The 18,924-nt window shown below is 70.7% G+C and carries 18 protein-coding genes; 9 read left to right on the top strand and 9 right to left on the bottom strand.

What is annotated here, in order from left to right:
* Window positions 1-70 precede the first annotated feature (70 nt).
* From pstS to FM119_RS08935, 5 genes are all read right to left on the bottom strand, one after another.
* The gene (gene pstS / locus FM119_RS08950; protein WP_087137329.1) at window positions 71-1,168 is read right to left on the bottom strand and encodes a phosphate ABC transporter substrate-binding protein PstS; all 1,098 of its coding nucleotides are present in this window, start codon (window positions 1,166-1,168) and stop codon (window positions 71-73) included.
* A gap of 191 nt (window positions 1,169-1,359) precedes the next feature.
* Complete coding sequence (locus tag FM119_RS08945; RefSeq protein ID WP_087137328.1) at window positions 1,360-2,304, bottom strand: NUDIX hydrolase; 945 nt, start codon at window positions 2,302-2,304, stop codon at window positions 1,360-1,362.
* Complete coding sequence (locus FM119_RS08940) at window positions 2,301-4,475, bottom strand: RNA degradosome polyphosphate kinase (protein WP_245827403.1); 2,175 nt, start codon at window positions 4,473-4,475, stop codon at window positions 2,301-2,303. Before FM119_RS08940 ends, FM119_RS08945 begins: the two co-directional genes overlap by 4 nt.
* A gap of 25 nt (window positions 4,476-4,500) precedes the next feature.
* Window positions 4,501-5,451: a mycothiol synthase gene (gene mshD, locus FM119_RS14235; protein WP_245827402.1), complete on the bottom strand. Its 951-nt coding sequence runs from the start codon at window positions 5,449-5,451 to the stop codon at window positions 4,501-4,503.
* The gene (locus FM119_RS08935; RefSeq protein ID WP_087137326.1) at window positions 5,423-6,115 is read right to left on the bottom strand and encodes a winged helix-turn-helix transcriptional regulator; all 693 of its coding nucleotides are present in this window, start codon (window positions 6,113-6,115) and stop codon (window positions 5,423-5,425) included. Before FM119_RS08935 ends, mshD begins: the two co-directional genes overlap by 29 nt.
* Before the next feature lie 104 nt (window positions 6,116-6,219).
* Between FM119_RS08935 and FM119_RS08930 the strand changes: the two genes are divergently transcribed.
* The 4 genes from FM119_RS08930 (at window position 6,220) to FM119_RS08915 (ending at window position 9,110) form a co-directional block, all read left to right on the top strand.
* Window positions 6,220-6,522: a hypothetical protein gene (locus FM119_RS08930; RefSeq protein ID WP_143822673.1), complete on the top strand. Its 303-nt coding sequence runs from the start codon at window positions 6,220-6,222 to the stop codon at window positions 6,520-6,522.
* 126 nt (window positions 6,523-6,648) lie between these two features.
* Complete coding sequence (locus FM119_RS08925; protein WP_087137324.1) at window positions 6,649-7,248, top strand: heme-binding beta-barrel domain-containing protein; 600 nt, start codon at window positions 6,649-6,651, stop codon at window positions 7,246-7,248.
* Window positions 7,245-8,351: a CAF17-like 4Fe-4S cluster assembly/insertion protein YgfZ gene (gene ygfZ, locus FM119_RS08920; RefSeq protein ID WP_087137323.1), complete on the top strand. Its 1,107-nt coding sequence runs from the start codon at window positions 7,245-7,247 to the stop codon at window positions 8,349-8,351. The genes FM119_RS08925 and ygfZ overlap by 4 nt, the downstream gene beginning before the upstream one ends.
* A 9-nt stretch (window positions 8,352-8,360) precedes the next feature.
* Window positions 8,361-9,110, top strand: coding sequence for a phosphoglyceromutase (locus FM119_RS08915; RefSeq protein ID WP_087137322.1), 750 nt, complete (start codon window positions 8,361-8,363; stop codon window positions 9,108-9,110).
* A gap of 103 nt (window positions 9,111-9,213) precedes the next feature.
* On the opposite strand, the gene phoU is transcribed toward FM119_RS08915, so the two are convergent.
* Window positions 9,214-9,873 (bottom strand): phosphate signaling complex protein PhoU, encoded by a 660-nt coding sequence (gene phoU, locus FM119_RS08910; protein WP_087137321.1) that lies wholly within the window; start codon window positions 9,871-9,873, stop codon window positions 9,214-9,216.
* 179 nt (window positions 9,874-10,052) lie between these two features.
* On the opposite strand from phoU, the gene FM119_RS08905 reads away from it, so the two are divergent.
* Window positions 10,053-11,219: a sensor histidine kinase gene (locus tag FM119_RS08905; protein ID WP_087137320.1), complete on the top strand. Its 1,167-nt coding sequence runs from the start codon at window positions 10,053-10,055 to the stop codon at window positions 11,217-11,219.
* On the top strand, window positions 11,216-11,899 hold the full coding sequence (locus tag FM119_RS08900; RefSeq protein WP_087137319.1) for a response regulator transcription factor: 684 nt from the start codon (window positions 11,216-11,218) through the stop codon (window positions 11,897-11,899). Before FM119_RS08905 ends, FM119_RS08900 begins: the two co-directional genes overlap by 4 nt.
* 69 nt (window positions 11,900-11,968) lie before the next feature.
* Here the strand turns inward: FM119_RS08900 and FM119_RS08895 are convergent, their stop codons facing one another.
* The gene (locus tag FM119_RS08895) at window positions 11,969-12,496 is read right to left on the bottom strand and encodes a hypothetical protein (protein WP_087137318.1); all 528 of its coding nucleotides are present in this window, start codon (window positions 12,494-12,496) and stop codon (window positions 11,969-11,971) included.
* A 160-nt stretch (window positions 12,497-12,656) separates the two neighbouring features.
* Between FM119_RS08895 and cysS the strand changes: the two genes are divergently transcribed.
* Window positions 12,657-14,078, top strand: a complete 1,422-nt coding sequence (gene cysS / locus FM119_RS08890; RefSeq protein WP_087137317.1) for a cysteine--tRNA ligase — start codon at window positions 12,657-12,659, stop codon at window positions 14,076-14,078.
* Window positions 14,068-15,093: a 23S rRNA (guanosine(2251)-2'-O)-methyltransferase RlmB gene (rlmB, locus tag FM119_RS08885; protein WP_087137316.1), complete on the top strand. Its 1,026-nt coding sequence runs from the start codon at window positions 14,068-14,070 to the stop codon at window positions 15,091-15,093. The genes cysS and rlmB overlap by 11 nt, the downstream gene beginning before the upstream one ends.
* A 54-nt stretch (window positions 15,094-15,147) precedes the next feature.
* Here rlmB and FM119_RS08880 read toward each other — a convergent pair whose 3' ends face one another.
* Both FM119_RS08880 and FM119_RS08875 read right to left on the bottom strand, forming a co-directional pair.
* Window positions 15,148-16,425: a DUF4032 domain-containing protein gene (locus FM119_RS08880; protein WP_087137315.1), complete on the bottom strand. Its 1,278-nt coding sequence runs from the start codon at window positions 16,423-16,425 to the stop codon at window positions 15,148-15,150.
* A 100-nt stretch (window positions 16,426-16,525) separates the two neighbouring features.
* On the bottom strand, window positions 16,526-17,626 hold the full coding sequence (locus FM119_RS08875; RefSeq protein WP_087137331.1) for an ABC transporter ATP-binding protein: 1,101 nt from the start codon (window positions 17,624-17,626) through the stop codon (window positions 16,526-16,528).
* A gap of 381 nt (window positions 17,627-18,007) precedes the next feature.
* Here FM119_RS08875 and FM119_RS08870 point away from each other — a divergent pair, with 381 nt between their 5' ends.
* A complete protein-coding gene (locus tag FM119_RS08870; protein WP_087137314.1) occupies window positions 18,008-18,919 on the top strand; it encodes a DsbA family protein in 912 nt (303 codons plus the stop codon).
* Window positions 18,920-18,924 lie beyond the last annotated feature (5 nt).

Genomic DNA, 18,924 nt, shown 5'->3' with positions numbered 1-18,924 from the left:
CCCGTCGTCGTGTTGGTGGTGGCTGCGGTTGGGCCGCCCGGGGGGGGGGGCGGCACAACCGTGTGGGGTGTTAGGAGATCGTCTCGATCGCGGCCAGCACCTTGGCCGAGAGGTCGGCCGAGAGCGGGGCGGAGCCGGCCGACTCGGCGGAGACCTTCTGGCCCTCGTCGCTGGCGATGTAGCCGAGGTACGCCTTGGCGAGCGCGCCCTGGTCGGCGTCGGCGTACTCCTGGCAGGCGATCGCGTAGCTGACCAGCACGAGCGGGTAGTGGCTCGGGTCGGTGGTCTGACGGTCCAGCTTGATCGCGATGTCGTTGTCCTCGCGGCCCTCGACCAGCGGGGAGCCCTCGACGACCGCGGCCGCGGCCTCGGCGGTGTAGCCGACGAACTCGTCGCCGACCTTGATCTTCGCCACACCGAGGTCACCGGCGCGCGAGGCGTCGGCGTAGCCGATGGTGCCGGTGCCGTTGGTGACGGCGTCGACGACACCGGAGGTGCCCTGGGCGCCCTCACCGCCGGAGAACGGGAAGGTGTCGCTGGGCTCCTCGCCCCAGGCGTCGGGCGCCGTGGAGTTGAGGTAGTCGGCGAAGTTCTTGGTCGTGCCCGAGTCGTCCGAGCGGTGCACGGCGGTGATCGAGGTGGAGGGCAGCGTCGCGTCGGGGTTCAGCGCGGCGATGGCCTCGTCGTCCCAGCTGGTGATGCTGCCGTTGAAGATGTTGGCGAGGGTCTCGGAGTCGAGGTTGAGCTCGTCGACGCCCTCGATGTTGAAGATGACGGCGATGGGGGAGATGTAGACCGGCAGGTCGATCGCCGTGGTGTCGGGGGCGCAGCTGCCGAAGGTGCCGGCGAGCTCGTCGTCGCTGAGGGCCGAGTCGGAGCCGGCGAAGGCGGCGGCGCCGCTGATGAAGCTCTCACGCCCGGCGCCGGAGCCCTGCGGGTCGTAGTTGATGGTCGCGTCGGGGTTCGCGGTCTGGAAGCCGGCGATCCAGGACTCCTGGGCGCTGCCCTGGCTGGAGGCGCCGATGCCGACGAGCGTTCCGGTCGCGCCGCTGCTGCTGGCGCTGTCGGTGGACGTGCCCGAGCCGGACTCGTTCGCTGCACAGGAGGTCAGGGCGAGGGCGGCGATTGCTGCGACGGCCGCGGCGCGGCCGAGCTTGATGGTGGTCAACTTCTGTCCATTCGTCATGAGGGTCGTAGCCGTGGTGCCGGCTCGGGTCTGACGCTATGCGCGAGGTGTGACGAGCTTCCATCAGCGTGGTGAACGGAAGGTGAACGGCGGGCGTCGGGCGCCGGGGTGCCACCGATGAGGGGCGTGAACCGAAGCGGCGCGACCGCGGTCGGCCGCGTCAGCGCCCCGGTTCAGGCCCGTGGTGGGTAGGTCTCGACGGCGACGATCCCCGCCCCGTCGGTCCGCGAGTCCAGGTGCACGACGGAGAAGGCGGAGGTGTCGAGGATCGCGGCGCTGGAGAGGTACGAGCCGCGCGGGCTGCCCGATGCGAGGGCGAGCTCGGCGAGGAACGCGGGGATCACCGGCCCGTGGCTGCACACGACGGCGTTCCGCGCCGTGCGCACCCGCGTCTCGGCGACGGCGGCGAGGTCGCCCTCGCCGTCCTCGTAGGCGTCCTGGCTCAGCACCGGCACGGCCTTGACCGCCGTGCGCGCTGCGGCGGACAGCGGCAGCACCGTCTGCTGGCAGCGCACCGCGTCGGAGGCGTTGATCCGCGCCACGCCGAAGGCGGACAGGGTCGGCACGATCGCCTCCGCCTGGGCCCTGCCCCTCGGGGTCAGCGGGCGGCCGGCGTCCGCTCCGTTCCAGCTGCCGGGCGACACCGCCTTGGCGTGCCGAAGCACCGACACGGAGTAGGTGGAGGATACCCCGGCGTCCAGCTGAGCCTGGAACGCCTCGACGATGTCCACGTCGTGGGCGTAGCTCAACAGCCGCTTGGCCTTCTCGATCCCGACCCAGCGCAGCCCGGAGATCTCGTCGTTCGGCCGGAAGTCCGTGTCGCGCAGCGTCCCCGCGCCGACCTCGGCCGCCCAGTAGTGGACGATCTTCGTTCGCCCGCTGGCGAGCGCGTACCGGGTGATGCCGAGGGGCTGCCCGAGGACGACGCTCAGACCGGTCTCCTCCTTGACCTCGCGGACGGCCGTCTGGGGGAGGGTCTCGCCAGGGTCGACCTTGCCCTTCGGCAGGGAGATGTCGTTGTGGCCCGGACGATCCACGAGGAGAACCTTGACGCTCCCCGAACCGCCGACGCGCCAGCAGACGGCCCCCGCCGCGTAGATCGCGAGCTCGCCGCTCACCGGCGGCTCCGCGGCCGGCGTCGCTTGGCGACCCTGGCCATGACGATGTCCTGCAGGTCGGCGAGCGGCTCGCCGTCCGGCCCCGTGCTGCGCCGCTGCCAGCCCTCGGTCGCGGTCAGATGCCAGGAGGAGGTGCCCTCGTCCATGGCCAGGTCGAACAGCTCCGCCACCTCCGTCAGGTGGGCGGGGTCGGTGAGCCGGACGAGCGCCTCGACGCGCCGGTCCAGGTTGCGGTGCATCATGTCGGCGCTGCCGATGAACACCTGGGGGTCGCCGTCCGCGACGAAGCTGAACAGGCGCGAGTGCTCCAGGTACCTGCCGAGGATGGAGCGCACCCGGATGTTCTCGCTCAGCCCGGGCACGCCGGCCTTGAGGCCGCAGATCCCCCTCACCCAGATGTCGATCGGGACCCCGGCATTCGAGGCGCGGTACAGCGCGTCGATGATGGCCTCGTCGACGATCGAGTTCAGCTTGATGCGGATGCCGCTCGGCCGGCCCTGCTCGGCGTTGAGCCGCTCCGTCTCGATGAGCTTGAGCAGTCCCTTGCGCAGCTGGCGCGGTGCGACGAGCAGCCGCTTGAACTTCTTCTCGATGGCGTAGCCGGAGAGCTCGTTGAAGAGCCGGGTCAGGTCGCGGCCGACGTGCGGGTCGGCGGTGAACAGGCCGAAGTCCTCGTAGATGCGGCTCGTCTTCGGGTTGTAGTTGCCCGTTCCGATGTGGCTGTAGCTGCGCAGCGTGCCCTGCTCCTCGCGGATCACCAGCGCGAGCTTGCAGTGCGTCTTCAGCCCGACGAGCCCGTAGACCACGTGGACGCCGGCCTTCTCCAGCTTGCGGGCCCAGGAGATGTTCGCCTCCTCGTCGAAGCGCGCCTTGATCTCGACGAGTGCGAGCACCTGTTTGCCCGCCTCGGCGGCGTCGATGAGCGCCTCGATGATGGGGGAGTCGCCGGAGGTCCGGTACAGCGTCTGCTTGATGGCCAAGACGTGTGGGTCGGCCGCCGCCTGCTCGAGGAAGGCCTGCACACTCGTGTTGAACGACTCGTAGGGGTGGTGGACGAGGACGTCCCTCGCGGAGATCGCGGCGAACAGGTTCGCCTTGCCGTTCGGCTCGGAGGGCTGGAACTGCAGCGCCGTCGTCGGGACGTGCTTGGGGTACTTCAGCTCGGGGCGGTCGATGCCGCCGAGGGAGAACAGCCCGCCGAGGTCGAGCGGCGAGGGCAGCCGGTACACCTCGTGCTCGGTGATGTCGAGCTCGCGGACGAGGAGGCTGAGCGTGACGTCGTCCATGTCCTCGGTGATCTCGAGGCGGATGGGCGGGCCGAAGCGGCGGCGAAGCAGCTCCTTCTCGAGCGCCTGGATGAGGTTCTCGCTCTCGTCCTCCTCGATCTCGACGTCCTCGTTGCGGGTGACGCGGAACACGTGGTGCTCCAGCACCTCCATCCCGGGGAACAGCGCGTCCAGGTGGGTCGCGATGAGGTCCTCCAGCGCGATGTACCTGATCGGCTCGGGGAAGGCGGCCGCGTCGACCGCGATGAAGCGCGGCAGCATCTGCGGGACCTTGAGCCTGGCGAAGTCCTGCCTGCCGGTGCGGGAGTTGCGTACGCGGACCGCGAGGTTGAGCGACAGCCCCGAGATGTACGGGAACGGGTGGGCGGGGTCGACCGCGAGCGGCATGAGGACGGGGAAGATGTTCTCGCTGAAGTACTCGCCCAGGTGCTCCTGGTCCTGCTCGGACAGTGAGTCCCAGCCGACGATGCTCACGCCCGCCTCGGACAGGGCGGGCCGGACGGAGTCGTTCCACGCGCGCGCGTGGCGGAGCTGAAGCTCGTGCGCCGCCGCCGAGATGTCTCGCAGCACGCCCGTCGGGCTGCGGCCGATGTTCGTCGGGACGGCGATGCCGGTGGAGATCCGGCGCTTGAGGCCGGCGACGCGGACCATGAAGAACTCGTCCAGGTTGCTGGCGAAGATGGCGAGGAAGTTGGCCCGCTCCAGGAGGGGCACCGCCGGGTCCTCCGCGAGCTCGAGCACGCGCTGGTTGAACGCCAGCCAGCTCAGCTCCCTGTCGTGGTATCGGTTGTCCGGGAGCTCGGGGGCGTCAGCCTCGACGATGGGGTCGAAGTCGTCGTCGTCGCCGCCGAGACCGCTGTCGAGCCTGATGATGTCCGCTGCCATGACCACATCATCCCACCCCGTGGTGTCAGGAGCGAGCCGTCGGGTTACCGTCGGTTGACGCGCGGGTGACGAGTTCCTCCGCCGGCGTGGTGGCGGGGACGAGCGAGTACTGGGTCTCCGTCGCGGCGATGGAGAAGCCGAGCCGGGAGTACAGCTCGACCGCCCGGGGGTTGTCGTCGTCGACGTACAGCTCGACCGTGCGGACGTCCGCGTCGGCGAGCCGGGCGAAGGCCACGGAGAACAGGGCCCTGGCGATGCCGTGACCGGCGAGCTCGGCGGCAACCCCCACGACGTAGACCTCCGCGCTGTCGGGGCTGTCCGGCTCGCGCTTGAGCCACAGGTAGCCGCAGAGCCGACCGTCCCACTCGGCCAGCAGGAGGTCCTCGGCGTCGAACCAGGGCTCGGCCATCCGGTCGGCGACATCGCGGGCAGTCAGCGCCCCCTGCTCCGCGTGGTCGCGGAAGATCTGCGCGTTCAGGGCGACCCAGGCATCGACGTCGTCCGTCGTGAAGGACCGGATGCGCAGCGGCGCGGGCGTCGGGGCGGTGGCGTCTACCTCGGGGACGGGGCTCAGCTCCATGCGGTGGAGCCTGCGCACCGCGGACAGGCCCCGGGATGCGGCGATCGCGGCGGCGGCGGGGTGGTCCCCGTGGGACCAGGCGGTCCGGAGCGGGACGGCGCCGAGCAGCCCGGGGAGGGCGGCGCTCGCGTAGCCCTGGCCTCGCCACTCCGGGTCCACGACCAGGTCGAGCTCACCGCCGCCGAGGACGGCGGCCCCCACGACGGGGGCGCCGGGCTGGTCTCCCGCGGCGCAGAGCAGCACGAGCGTCCTCGAGCCGCGAGCCAGTTCCAGCCGCGCCTGCTCGTTGAGCGCCGCGACGCCGTCGACGTGCTCCGCCCTGCTCAGGACGGTCCGCAGGGCCGCGGCGGTCGCGGGGTCAGCCGGGTCAGCCGTTGTCAGCTGCAGGCGCCGCATCGCTCTCCTCGTACACGTTGAAGCGGTAGCCGACGTTGCGCACCGTCCCGATCAGCTGGTCGAGGTCGCCCAGCTTGGCCCGCAGCCGACGGACGTGGACGTCGACGGTGCGCGTGCCGCCGAAGTAGTCGTAGCCCCAGACCTCGCTGAGCAGCTGCTCACGGGTGAAGACCCGCGAGGGGTGCCCGGCGAAGAACCTCAGCAGCTCGAACTCCTTGAAGGTCAGGTCGAGGGTGCGGCCGTGCACCTTCGCCGAGTAGCTGGCCTCGTCGATGACGACGCCGGAGGCCTGGATCGTGTTCTGGCCGTTCGCGGCCGCTCCCCGCCCCTCGGCGAGCCGGATCCGCGCGTCGACCTCGGCGGGGCCCGCGGTCGCCAGGACGACGTCGGCGACACCCCAGTCCGCGGTCACGGCGGTCAGCCCGCCCTCGGTGACGACGAGCAGCACGGGCGTGCGGCTGCCGGAGGCGCCGAGGACCTTGCACAGCGCCTTCGCCCCCGCCAGGTCCCTGCGGGCGTCGAGGATGACGACGTCGTGCTGCTCGACGTGGACCAGCTGCGCCGTCTCCGACGGTCGCACCGTCTGGGCGTGGCTGAGCAGCGCAAGGGATGGAAGAACGTCGTTGTCGTCAAGCTGTGGTGTCAGAATCAGCAGCTGTGCCACAAGGGTCCTCTCGGCTGGGGGAGTGTGCTCATCTTAGAACCTGTCCGAGTTCGCTTCACGTTCACCGGCCGGACGGCGCGGACCGCACGGCTAGAATTCCTGGTGTGAGTGAAGGTGCGAGTGAGGCAGGGACCCCCGTCGTTATCCACTGGAGAGGCGTGGTCGTCGTGTGGGCGCTCGCGCTCGCGATCGTCCTGATCGTCGCACTCGGGACGCCGCTCGCGCTTCGCTTCCCCGTGCTGTACGCGGGGGCGGCGATCATGGTCCCGATCGCCTTCTTCGTGCAGATGCTCGGCGGCTCCAGCCACGGCTACATCAACCGCGTCGCGGCGAGCCTGACCGGGGCCTTCGCGGTGTTCGTGGTCGGCGGCGGAGCGATCGCTGTCATCTCGGCGGTGCAGGGGTAGTCTGTGGACATGCTTGCTCTTGAACTCTTCTTCATCGGGCTGCTTGGACTCGCGAGCCTCGCCATCGTCTTCGTGTCGGGGGTCGTCGTGTACAACCTCTTCCGCGGTCAGCGCTAGGCGGCCGGGATGCCCATCGAGATCCCCACAGGACTCCCCTCCGAACTGGTCCCGCTGTCGTGGCTCGTCGGCGTCTGGGAGGGCACGGGCGTGGTCGACTACGCGATCGGCGACGACCGCGTCGGAACCGAGTTCGGCCAGCGGGTCACCTTCGCGCACGACGGGGGCGCGGTGCTCAGCTACCGCTCGGAGGTCTGGACGCTCGGAGAGGGCTCGGCCCCGCTCAGCAGTGAGATGGGCTACTGGCGGCTCGCCCGTCCGCGCGACGACTCGGACGCGGGCCCGGGGCTGCTCCCCCCGACGGCCGAGACCGAGCTGACCACGGCCGAGAGCGTCGAGGCGCTGCGCAACGACGACGGGGCCTTCGACATCGAGGTCAGCCTCGTTCACCCTCAGGGCGTCGCCGAGCTGTATCTCGGGCAGGTCAACGGCCCGCGAATCGATCTGGCCACGGACGCCGTCCTCCGCAGCGAGGGCGCCAAGGAGTACACGGCGGCGACCCGCCTGTACGGGCTGGTCGACGGCCACCTGCTCTGGGCGTGGGACATGGCGGCGCTCGGGCAGGAGCTGAAGAACCACGCCTCCGCCCGGCTCGCGAAGAGCGCATGAGCCGCTCGCCCTTCCTCGACAGGCAGGGCGCCGTCGCCTCGGACACGGCTACGGGGGCTCCGTTGCACTACGGCTCTCCACTGGCGGAGCAGCGCGCGCTCGAGGACGGCAGGGCGGTCGTCGACCGCTCCGACCTCGTCGTGGCGTCGATCGCCGGCGCCGACCGGCTGAGCTGGGTGAACTCGCTCAGCACGCAGCTGCTCACGGGGCTCGAACCGGAGGCGTCGACGGAGACGCTGTTCCTCGGGCCGACCGGGCGCATCGAGCACGCCGCACGGCTCGTCGACGACGGCGAGCGGCTCTGGCTCATCCTCGACGCCGGCGACGCGGAGGGGCTGCTCGCCTGGCTGCGCTCCATGGTGTTCATGCTCAGGGTCGAGGTCGAGGAGCGCCGTGACCTCGCCGTCATCGGCGCGTTCGACGGCCCGGCCGCGGCGGGGATCCGTCCCGTCGGCGGCTCGGGGACCGAGGTGCGCTGGCGTGACCCCTGGACCACCGTCGCCGTCGGAGGCCACCAGTACCACCAGGGGGAGCACCCCGCCGCCGAGTACGCGGCCGAGCTCGTCGTCGTCGACGCCGCCGAGCACGCGCGGCTGGCCGCCGACTCCCCGGTCGCCGGCCTGCTCGCCTGGGATGCGCTGCGGATCGCCGCCTGGCGCCCCGAGCACGGCCGCGACACGGACGAACGCAGTGTCCCGCACGAGCTGGACTGGCTGCGCAGCGCCGTTCACCTCACCAAGGGCTGCTATCGCGGCCAGGAGACGGTCGCCAAGGTCCACAACCTCGGGCATCCGCCGCGACGGCTGGTCTTCCTCGACCTGGACGGCTCCGACGGGGTGCTGCCCGCCCCCGGCTCCGACGTCGTCGTCGTCGACGAGGCGGGCGTCCGCAGCGTCATCGGCGCCGTCACCAGCTCGGCGCTGCACCACGACGCGGGGCCGGTCGCGCTCGCCGTGATCAAGCGGTCCGCGCCGGAGGGGGCCCCGCTCGTCGTCGCCGCCGAGGGCCTCGATCTCGCGGCCGCCCAGCGGGTCGTCGTGCCCGCAACCGCCGGTGCCACGGCGGACGTCCCCCGGCTGCCGAGGCTGGGTCGCCGCCGCTAAGCTGGGGGCATGTCAGAGCCCTACACCCTCATCCTGTTGCGTCACGGCAACAGCGACTGGAACCAGAAGAACCTGTTCACCGGATGGGTCGACGTCCGGCTCAGCGAGCAGGGCGTCGGCGAGGCCGCCAACGCCGGGACGCTCCTCGCCGAGTCGGGGCTCACCCCCGACATCCTCTACACCTCCCTGCTCAGCCGTGCCATCCAGACCGCGGACATCGCGCTCGACACGGCCGACCGGCTGTGGATCCCCGTCAAGCGGTCCTGGCGGCTCAACGAGCGCCACTACGGCGCCCTCCAGGGCAAGGACAAGGCCCAGACGCTGGCCGAGTACGGCCCCGAGCAGTTCCAGACCTGGCGCCGTTCCTTCGACGTCCCCCCGCCCCCCATCGCCCCCGACGACCAGTACGCGCAGACCGACGACCCGCGCTACGCCGACATCGACGGCGAGCTGCCCGCCACCGAGGCACTGAAGAACGTCATCGACAGGCTCCTGCCCTACTGGGAGTCCGAGATCGTCCCCGACCTCCGCTCCGGCAAGACGGTCCTCGTCACCGCCCACGGCAACTCGCTGCGCGCCCTGGTGAAGCACCTCGACGGTATCTCCGACGACGAGATCGCCGGGCTGAACATCCCGACCGGCATCCCGCTGGTGTACCGCCTCGACGAGAACCTCTCGCCGATCGCCCCCGCCGAGTACCTCGACCCGGAGGCCGCGGCCGCCGGTGCCGCCGCCGTCGCCGCGCAGGGCAAGAAGTAGCCTCACCCGCACCGGCAGTGACACGCCTCGGGCCGGGAGCTGATGCTCCCGGCCCGAGGCGTGTTTTTCGCGTCGGCCGGCGCCAGGGGCGCCGTCACCTCGCTCAGTCCGTGCTGCTGTCCTGTGCCCAGTCGCCCGTGGCCAGGTACTGCACCTTCTTGGCGATCGAGACCGCGTGGTCGGCGAAGCGCTCGTGGTAGCGCGAGGCGAGCGTCGCGTCCACCGTCGCGGCGGGCTCGCCCTTCCAGGTCTCACCGAGCACCTTGTCGAACACGCTGACGTGCAGCTCGTCGATCTTGTCGTCCTCGTTGCGGATCTGCTCGGCCAGCTCCACGTCCTGGGTGCGCAGCAGCTCGGTGAGCATGACCGCGATCTCAACGTCGAGCCGGCCCATCTCGGCGAAGGTGGAGCGCAGGCCCTTCGGCACGGCCTTCTCGGGGAAGCGGTAGCGGGCCAGCTGCGCGATGTGCTCGGCGATGTCGCCCATGCGCTCGAGGGACGCGCTGATCCGCAGCGCGCTGACGACGATGCGCAGGTCCCTGGCCACCGGCTGTTGGCGGGCGAGGATGTCGATCGCCCGCTCGTCCAGCGAGACGGCGAGCTCGTCGATCCGTCGGTCGTTGTCGATGACCTGCTCGGCCAGGCTCACGTTCGACTCGGTGAACGCGCGCGTCGCGGCCGTGATGGACGTCGCGACCAGATCGGCGATCTCGACCAGCTGGTCCTGAACCTCGCGCAGTTCCTGCTGGAATACTTCGCGCATGTCTTCGTCTCCGTTTCGTCTGTGCGGGCATCGCGGTGCCTCCCGGCGGTGCCAGGCCTGTTCAGCTTGACCGTGCCGGGTGAACATTCGGGGTCGCCCCGGTGAACGAGGGCCAAAATGCCCCGGTCACCCCCGGCGGCCGTCCGCCCGCAGTGTCTTCAGGTTCTAATGTATGACCTATGGACTCCGGTTGGATCATGCTGCTGGCGCTTGCCCTCGGGGCTGCCATCGGCAGCGGCGCAACCGTTCTCGTCGTCGTGGCCGAGCGGAGGGCGGCGCGCGCCGCCGCCGTCGTCACCCCGCACATCCCCGACGGGGTGGACCAGGTCCTCGACGCCATGGGCAGCGCGGCGGTCGTCGTCGACCCCTCGGGGAACGTGCTTCGGGCCTCGGATGAGGCGAAGGCCCTCGAGCTGGTCACGGACGGGCGTCTCACGCACAGGGCGCTCGACGACCTCGCCATCGAGGTGCGCCAGAGCGGTGAGCCGGTCGGCCGCGACTACCAGCTCAGCTGGGGGCGGTTCGGCGACACCACCCGCCCGATGTACGTCAGGGCTGCACCGCTCGGCACGCGCTTCATCGTGCTCATCGCCGAGGACCGTTCCGAGGCGGAGCGCCTCGAGGAGGTCAGGCGGGACTTCATCGCCAACATCTCCCACGAGCTGAAGACCCCGATCGGCGCGGTCAGCCTGCTCGCCGAGGCGCTCGAGCCGGCGGCGGACGAGCCGGACAGGGTCCGCCGCTTCGCCACGCGGCTGAGCACGGAGGCGGCCCGGCTCGCGCAGATCACCTCCGACATCATCAGCCTGTCCCGGCTGCAGGCCTCCGACGTGCTGAATGCGCCGAGCGAGGTGAGCATCAACCAGGTCGTCAGCAGGGCGATCGAGCAGAACCGCGTGACGGCCGAGGGCCGGGGGATCGACCTGGTGCTCGCCAGGGCGAAGCACGCCAAGGTGATGGGCGACGCGCAGACACTCGAGGTCGCCGTCCACAACCTCATCGCGAACGCGATCGCGTACTCGCCCGAGGGCACGCGCGTGGGTGTGGGCATCGACGTCGACGACGGCGTCGTGTCCATCGCGGTGACCGACCAGGGCATCGGCATCGCCCCGGAGGACCAGGACCGCGTCTTCGAGCGCTTCTTCCGTGTCGACCCGGCCAGGGCCCGCGCGACGGGTGGAACGGGCCTGGGGCTGTCGATCGTCAAGCATGCGGCACAGAACCACGGTGGGCAGGTGAGGCTGTGGTCGCAGCCTGGCCGCGGCTCCACCTTCACCATCCAGCTGCCGCAGGCAGCCACAGACGCCGGGTCCGCTGCGGACCGGACGAACGAAGGAGCGACATGACGCGCATTCTGCTGGTCGAGGACGAGGCGGCCCTCAGCGAGCCCCTGAGCTTCCTGCTCGAGCGCGAGGGGTACTCGGTCGAGGTCGTCGAGGACGGCCAGGCGGCCGTCACGGCGTTCCGCTCGGGCAGCGTCGACCTCATCCTGCTCGACCTCATGCTCCCGGGGATGTCCGGCACCGAGGTGTGCCGCACGATCAGGGCCGAGTCGACCGTGCCGATCATCATGCTGACGGCGAAGGACTCGGAGGTCGACATCGTTGTCGGGCTGGAGCTCGGTGCCGACGACTACGTAACCAAGCCCTACTCCAGCCGCGAGCTGCTCGCCCGGGTGCGGGCGGTGCTCCGGCGGCGCGCGGTCGAGGAGGAGGACGACAACGACGCGGTCGTGTCCGCCTCGGCCGTCACGATGGACATCGAGCGCCACACGGTGTCGGTGCGCGGCTCGGAGGTGACCATGCCGCTGAAGGAGTTCGAGCTGCTCGAGCTGCTGCTCCGCAACGCCGGGCGCGTCCTCACCCGGGGCCAGCTGATCGACCGGGTCTGGGGGAGCGACTACTTCGGCGACACCAAGACGCTCGACGTACACATCAAGCGCATCCGCTCACGCATCGAGCAGGACCCGTCGAAGCCGACGATGCTCGTCACCGTCCGGGGGCTCGGCTACCGCTTCGAGCAGTAGCGACACCGACGCGGGAGGGCCCCGGATGACATCATCCGGGGCCCTCCCGCGTCGGTGAGTGGGTCGTGCCTAGTGGCCCGAGTCCTCGTCGTCGTGCGCGTCCTCGGCGGCGGGGGTGGTCTCCTCCGCGCCGGCGGTCGGGGTCGGGGCGATCGTGGAGTACTCGTGCAGCGCACCATCGAGGACGGGGACCGTGGCCTCGTCGCTCGCCCCGGCGATGCTGAACGTGATCGTCGTGTTCGAGCCAGGCGCCGCGTGCAGACCGGGCAGCTCGATGGCGTCGTTCTGCTCCGTGCCGAAGGACTCCATCGCACCGGGGTCGAGGGTCGCGGTGACCGGGTCGAGGCTCGAGGAGTAGTCGATGGAGACCGTGCTGGCCTCCGCACCGTTGTTCACGCCGGTGAAGACCAGGCTCGCCTCCTCGCCGTTGCTGAGCACGATGATGTTGCGGAGCACGACGTCGTCGAGGTGGGCGCTGACGCCGTCGCTCGGGTCGTAGACCTTCTGCGTTGCCTGCGGGGCGGCCAGGTTGCAGGCCGAAAGACCCGCGACGACGGCGGCTGCGATGGCGACCGATGCCAGGGCGCGCGACTTCACTTGATTGCCTCCAAGAGGGTGTGGGATGCGCCGGGCGTGCACCGGGCGCTCAGACCTCCGTACAGCTTAGCGGCACCGCGGCGTCGGTCCGGCCCGGAGCCGCGCGAACCAGCCCCGGTGGAGTGTGGTCGCCGCCCCGAGCGCCGGTAGTCTGTCCTCTGTGGCACTAAGACTGTACGATTCCCGCGCCCAGCGCCTCGAGGACTTCACCCCGCTGATCCCCGGTGAGGCACGCGTGTACGTCTGTGGACCCACCGTCCAGTCGTCGCCCCACATCGGACACCTGCGCTCCGCGCTCGTCTACGACCAGCTGCGCCGCTGGCTCGGGGAGAGCGGGCTGCGGGTCGTGCTCGTGCGCAACGTCACCGACATCGACGACAAGGTGCTCGTCAACGCCGTGCCCCCCGAGCCGTGGTGGGCGCTCGCGTACCGGACCGAGCTCGAGTTCACCTCCGCCTACAACAGGCTCGGGATCCTGCCGCCCAGCTACGAGCCGCGGGCGACCGCGAGCATCCCGCAGATGCAGGAGCTCATCGTCCGGCTGATCGATCGGGGGCACGCCTACGTGGCCGAGGACGGCTCAGGCGATGTGTACTTCGAGGTCCGCAGCTGGCCGCAGTACGGCGCGCTGACGCATCAGAGCGTCGAGCAGATGGCCGACGCGGCGGACGGCGAGCCCCGTGCGAAGCGTGACCCGGCCGACTTCGCGCTCTGGAAGGGCCGCAAGCAGGGGGAGCCCGACTCTGCCGTGTGGGAGTCGCCCTGGGGCGAGGGCCGGCCCGGGTGGCACATCGAGTGCTCGGCAATGTCGCTGCGCTACCTCGGTGAGAGCTTCGACATCCACGGCGGCGGACTCGACCTGCGCTTCCCCCACCACGAGAACGAGCTCGCGCAGTCGACGGCGGCCGGGCTCGAGTTCGCCCGGCTGTGGATGCACAACGGTCTCGTCACGGTCGACGGCCAGAAGATGTCCAAGTCGCTCGGCAACTCGGTGTTCGCCGCCGACATGCTCGCCGCGGCGAGGCCGATCGTCGTCAGGTACCTGCTCGGGCAGGCGCACTACCGGTCCACCATCGACGTGCACGACGGCTCGCTGGACGAGGCCGCCGCGGCCGTCGAGCGCATCGAGAGCTTCCTGGACAGGGCCGCGCGCCGGCTCGACGGCACCCGCTTCGCCGCGGAGGCCGAGGAAGTCGCACTGCCCGACGCCTTCGTCGCGGCGATGGACGACGACCTCGCCGTCCCGCAGGCGCTCGGCGTGCTGCACGAGACGATCAGGGCCGGCAACGCGGCCGTGGACGCCGACGACCCGTCGGCCGTCGCCGTCGCGCTCGGCGCCGTGCGCAGGATGACCGGCGTGCTCGGCATCGACCCCGCCGCGGACACCTGGAGCGAGGCCGGGGCGGATCCCGCCCGTGCCGCCCTGGAGACGCTCGTCGAGTCGCTGCTCGCCGCGAGGGTGACGGCCAGGGCCGACCGCGACTTCACCACCGCAGACCGCATCCGCAACGACCTCGCCGCGGCGGGCGTTCGCATTGAAGACACCCCCTCAGGGGCGCATTGGAGTATCGATGGCCAGTAAGCACAACCGCCCCGGAGCGGTCAGGAAGAACAAGAAGACGCAGACCAAGGGCACCGGCGGCAACGGCCGCCAGGCGCTCGAGGGCAAGGGCCCGACGCCCAAGGCCGAGGACAGGACCTACCACGTCGCCGGCAAGCGCAAGCTCGCGCAGGAGCGGCTCGCCGCCGCCCGCGGTCGCCGGCCCGACGGCGCGCAGGGCCCTGGCGCGGGCAAGGGCCAGGGCTCCGGCCAGCGCCCCGCCCCCGCGCGCCGCATCAAGCAGGCGGACGACAGCGAGATCGTGACCGGCCGCAACTCCGTCCTCGAGGCGTTGCGCTCCCGCATCCCCGCCACCACGCTCTACGTGGCGACGCGCATCGAGATGGACGACAGGGTCAAGGAGATCCTCACACTGGCCAATCGCAGGGGTCTGGCCGTACTCGAGGTGACCAGGCCGGAGCTCGACCGGCTCGCCGGCATCGACTCCGTGCACCAGGGCGTCGCCATCAAGGTGCCGCCGTACGAGTACGCGCACCCGGAGGACCTCATCGAGCGTGCCGCCAAGGCCCAGGGCATCCCGCTCGTCGTGGCGCTCGACGGGATCACCGACCCGCGCAACCTCGGCGCGATCATCCGCTCCGCCGCCGCCTTCGGGGCGAACGGCGTCCTGCTGCCGCAGCGGCGCTCGGTCGGCCTCACCGCCTCGGCGTGGAAGACATCGGCCGGGGCCGCGGCGCGCGTGCCCGTGGCGATGGCGCCCAACCTCACCCGCTCGCTGCAGTCCTTCAAGGAGCAGGGGTACTTCGTCATCGGCCTCGACGGCGGAGGGGACACGCCGCTGCCCGGCCTCGCGCTCGCCGACCGACCGCTCGTCATCGTCGTCGGCAACGAGGGCAAGGGGCTGTCCCGGCTGGTGACGGAGACCTGCGACGCGATCGTGTCGATCCCGATCAGCGCCGCGACCGAGTCGCTCAACGCGGGGATCGCCACGAGCGTCGCCCTGTACGAGGTGGCCAAGCTGCGCGCAGAGGCCTGATCCGACGCGGCGGCCGCGTGCGGGCGAGACCTCGCCGGCACGCGGCCGACCCTGTCAGACCCTGTCGCGCCAGTCGGCCTCGTCCGGCAGCTCGATTCCGGTCGTGAACGAGCCGGTCGGCGGGTCGATCACCGTCGCCTCGTCGCGGCGGTGGCGGAGCTCGGAGTTGATGTAGGAGGTCAGCGCCTCCGCCAGCGGCACGTCCTTCCCGATCTCCTGGGCCAGGAACCAGCGGTGGTCGAGCAGCTGGTGGAAGACCTCGGCCGGCTCGAGCTTGCCGCGGAGCTCCCGGGGGATCGACCGCACGACCGGCTCGAACACGCGGGTGACCCATTCGTGCGCGGCGGCCTCCTCGTCCAGGTCGGGGCTCACCGTGGCCTTGTAGGAGTCGAGGTCGTTGAGCAGTCGTCTGGCCTGGTTCTCCTGCGCGTCCAGACCGGTGAGGCGCATGAGGCGCCGGGTGTGGTGCCCGGCATCGACGACCTTCGGCTGGATCTTGACGGTCGACCCCTCGTCGGTGGTCTTGATCGCCAGCTCCTCGATGTCGAAGCCGAGCTCGTTGAGGCGGTCGACCCGCTCGGTGATGCGCCAGCGCTCGGAAGAGGCGAAGGACTCGGAGCCGGTCAGCTCTGTCCACAGCGAGCGGTACGCCGCGACGATGCCGTTCGAGGTCTCGACGGGGTCGAGGTCCTCGGCGGCCCGGCCGCCGGCCTGCAGGTCCATCAGCTCGCCCGCGATGTTGACGCGTGCGACCTCGAGGTCGTTCTCCCTCTGGCCCCTGGACAGCCCGCCGTCGTAGAGCTTGCCGGTCTCGGCGTCGACGAGGTAGGCGGCGAACGCCCCCGCGTCGCGACGGAACAGCGTGTTCGACAGGGACACGTCGCCCCAGAAGAAACCGGCGATGTGCAGCCGGACCAGCAGCAGCGCGAGCGCGTCGACGAGCCGCGTCGCGGTGTCGGGCCGGAGCTGCTGGGAGAACAGCGCGCGGTAGGGGAGCGAGAACTTCAGATGCCGGGTGACGAGGACGCTGCGCAGCTCGTCGCCGTCCTCGTCGACGCGGTTGGTGATCACCGCGACCGGGTCGACGCAGGGGATGTCCATGCGCTGCAGCGTGCGCAGCATTTCGTACTCGCCGATCGCCATCTCGTCGGTGGTCTCCTTGATGGCGACCACGTAGCCGGACAGGTTGGCGAACCGGACGAGGTGGCGGGAGATGCCCTTCGGCAGCAGGGCGATGGTCTCCGTCGGCCAGTCCTCCAGCGGCAGCTGCCAGGGCAGGTCGAGCAGTGCGGGGTCCACCGTCGCCGCGGTGATGTTCATGGTGGCGCTCATCGGGGTCCTTCTCGTGCGGGTCGGATCGCAGACGCCCCCGGCCGGGCTCCGGTCGTGCCGGTGACCCGTCCGGGGGCGTCTGCGGGCGCGGGGGCCTCGGTCAGTCGACGACGACCGCGGCGTTCAGCCGCTCGCCGGTGGCGATGTCGAAGGCGTGGATGTGGTCGGTCTTGGCGACGAGCTTGACCGTCTCACCCGCGTTGGGGTGGCGGCGGCCGTCGACGCGGGCGACGAGGTCCGTGCGCAGGCCGTTGATCTCGGCGTGGCCGTACAGGTAGCCGTCGGCCCCGAGCTCCTCGACCAGGTCGACGACGACGTCGAGGCCCTCGCCGCCGGCCGGGGCCACGTCGATGTCCTCCGGGCGGACGCCGACCGTGATCTGCGGGCCGGTCGCCGAGGCGAGAACGTCCGCGGGGATCGGCAGCACCGCGTTGCCGAAGGCGATGCCGCCCTCGACGATGTCCGCCTGGAAGAGGTTCATCGCGGGGGAGCCGATGAAGCCGGCGACGAAGACGTTCTGCGGCGCCTCGTACAGGTCGCGCGGCGTGCCGACCTGCTGCAGGATGCCGTCTTTGAGGACCGCGATGCGGTCGCCCATGGTCAGCGCCTCGGTCTGGTCGTGGGTGACGTAGACGGTGGTGACGCCGAGGCGGCGCTGCAGCGATGCGATCTGGGTGCGGGTCTGCACACGGAGCTTGGCGTCGAGGTTGGACAGCGGCTCGTCCATGAGGAACACCTGCGGCTGGCGGACGATGGCGCGGCCCATGGCCACGCGCTGACGCTGACCGCCGGAGAGCGCCTTCGGCTTGCGGCTGAGGTAGTCCTCGAGGTCGAGCAGCTTGGCGGCCTCCTCGACACGTGCGGCCCGCTCCTCCTTGGAGACGCCGGCGATCTTGAGCGCGAAGCCCATGTTCTCGGCGACGGTCATGTGCGGGTAGAGGGCGTAATTCTGGAACACCATCGCGATGTCGCGGTCCTTCGGCGGAACGTCGGTGACGTCGCGGTCGCCGATGAGGATGCTGCCGTCGTTGACCTCCTCGAGGCCGGCGAGCATGCGAAGGGCGGTGGACTTGCCGCTTCCGGAGGGGCCGACGAGGACGAGGAACTCGCCGTCCTTGACCTCGAGGTTGAGCTTGTCGACGGCGGGCTTGGTGCCGCCGGGGTAGAAGCGCGTTGCATTGTCGTAGCTGACCGAGGCCATGGTGTTCTCCTTCACCGGCAGGTACGTGCCGGACGATCCGTTGTGATGGATGACGCTTGGTGTGCGAACCACACCGTCCGCCGTGAGCGGGAGCCCGCTCACGGTTCAGTATGGCACGGCGGGGGAGCCGTGGCGACCGTCCGGGCGGGCGCGGTCGCCGCCGTCGCCGCCCTCGGCCAGGAGCGCGCGACGGCCCGCTCGTCGTCGGCGACGGTGGGCGGATGCCACGGCTCACCGTGCCCCTCGTGGCGCGCTCCCAGCGAGCCTGGATAGCATGGGTCTCGGACGTCCGCCCGCCCCCGTGGACGTCATCCCGTCCGTCCCCGCGTCCGTCGTGACGATCGACGGATGTTCATCTTTTAACGTGACAAGCGAGGATCAATGAGCGACGAGCGGTCCGGCCAGCGCCCCACCAAGAACGAGCGGCGAACCGCCGCGCGGCAGAAGGCACAGGAGCTGCGTGAAAAGCAGAAGCGCCGCGACAAGCGCAACCGGCTGCTGCTGCAGGGCGGCATCGGCGTGGGGGTCATCGCCGTCATCGCCGTCATCGTCCTGGTGTTCACCTCGTTCAGTCGTCCGGCCGTCGCCAGCCCGGCCAACATGGCCAGTGATGGTGTCGTCGTCGGGGCGGGCCTGAAGGTCATTCCGACTCCGTCGCTGCCGGAGGGGGCGGAGCCGATCGCCACCCAGCCGGACGAGCAGAAGCCCAACGTGCGCATCTTCCTCGACTACCTGTGCCCGTACTGCGGCCAGTTCGAGCAGGCCAACGCCGAGATGCTCACGGGGCTGCTCGAGTCCGACGCGATCACGGTCGAGTACCACCCGCTCGCGCTGCTGAACAACCAGTCGCTCGGCACCAAGTACTCCCAGCGCGCGGCGAACGCGGCGGCATGCGTGGTCAATTTCGCGCCCGACAGCTTCTTCGACTTCAACACCTTGATGTTCCAGAACCAGCCCGCCGAGGGGACCGAGGGCCTCGACGATGAGCAGATCAAGGAGCTCGTGTCGCAGGCCGGGGCCGAACCGACCAGCCAGATCAACACCTGCATCGATGAGCAGACCTACGCGTCGTGGGTGAAGGCCGCCTCCGACCGGGCCATCGACGGCGGCATCCAGAACGCCTCGATCACCTCGCTCACGGGCACGCCAACGATCCTGGTGAACGGCGCGCAGTACACGGGGTCGCCGACCGACCCGGATGAGCTGCGTCAGTTCATCGTGACGACGGCGGCGGACGACTACGCGACCTCGTCGCCCAGCCCGAGCGCGGAGCCGGACGAGGGCGGCGAGTAGGAGCA

Origin of the sequence: Mycetocola reblochoni REB411, from assembly GCF_900163835.1 — a bacterium.
GTDB classification, from domain to species: Bacteria; Actinomycetota; Actinomycetes; order Actinomycetales; family Microbacteriaceae; genus Mycetocola_B; species Mycetocola_B reblochoni.
The sequence above is the reverse complement of the archived record's forward strand: the minus strand, read 5'-3'. Positions and strand labels throughout refer to the sequence as shown.

What these genes read in the sequence shown, in the direction of transcription:
- FM119_RS08940 (WP_245827403.1), bottom strand. Translation starts at nt 4,475, where the DNA reads ATGGCAGCGGACATCATCAGGCTCGACAGCGGTCTCGGCGGCGACGAC.
- mshD (WP_245827402.1), bottom strand. Translation starts at nt 5,451, where the DNA reads ATGCGGCGCCTGCAGCTGACAACGGCTGACCCGGCTGACCCCGCGACC.
- FM119_RS08925 (WP_087137324.1), top strand. Translation starts at nt 6,649, where the DNA reads ATGCCCATCGAGATCCCCACAGGACTCCCCTCCGAACTGGTCCCGCTG.
- ygfZ (WP_087137323.1), top strand. Translation starts at nt 7,245, where the DNA reads ATGAGCCGCTCGCCCTTCCTCGACAGGCAGGGCGCCGTCGCCTCGGAC.
- FM119_RS08915 (WP_087137322.1), top strand. Translation starts at nt 8,361, where the DNA reads ATGTCAGAGCCCTACACCCTCATCCTGTTGCGTCACGGCAACAGCGAC.
- phoU (WP_087137321.1), bottom strand. Translation starts at nt 9,873, where the DNA reads ATGCGCGAAGTATTCCAGCAGGAACTGCGCGAGGTTCAGGACCAGCTG.
- FM119_RS08905 (WP_087137320.1), top strand. Translation starts at nt 10,053, where the DNA reads ATGGACTCCGGTTGGATCATGCTGCTGGCGCTTGCCCTCGGGGCTGCC.
- FM119_RS08900 (WP_087137319.1), top strand. Translation starts at nt 11,216, where the DNA reads ATGACGCGCATTCTGCTGGTCGAGGACGAGGCGGCCCTCAGCGAGCCC.
- rlmB (WP_087137316.1), top strand. Translation starts at nt 14,068, where the DNA reads ATGGCCAGTAAGCACAACCGCCCCGGAGCGGTCAGGAAGAACAAGAAG.
- FM119_RS08880 (WP_087137315.1), bottom strand. Translation starts at nt 16,425, where the DNA reads ATGAGCGCCACCATGAACATCACCGCGGCGACGGTGGACCCCGCACTG.
- FM119_RS08875 (WP_087137331.1), bottom strand. Translation starts at nt 17,626, where the DNA reads ATGGCCTCGGTCAGCTACGACAATGCAACGCGCTTCTACCCCGGCGGC.
- FM119_RS08870 (WP_087137314.1), top strand. Translation starts at nt 18,008, where the DNA reads ATGAGCGACGAGCGGTCCGGCCAGCGCCCCACCAAGAACGAGCGGCGA.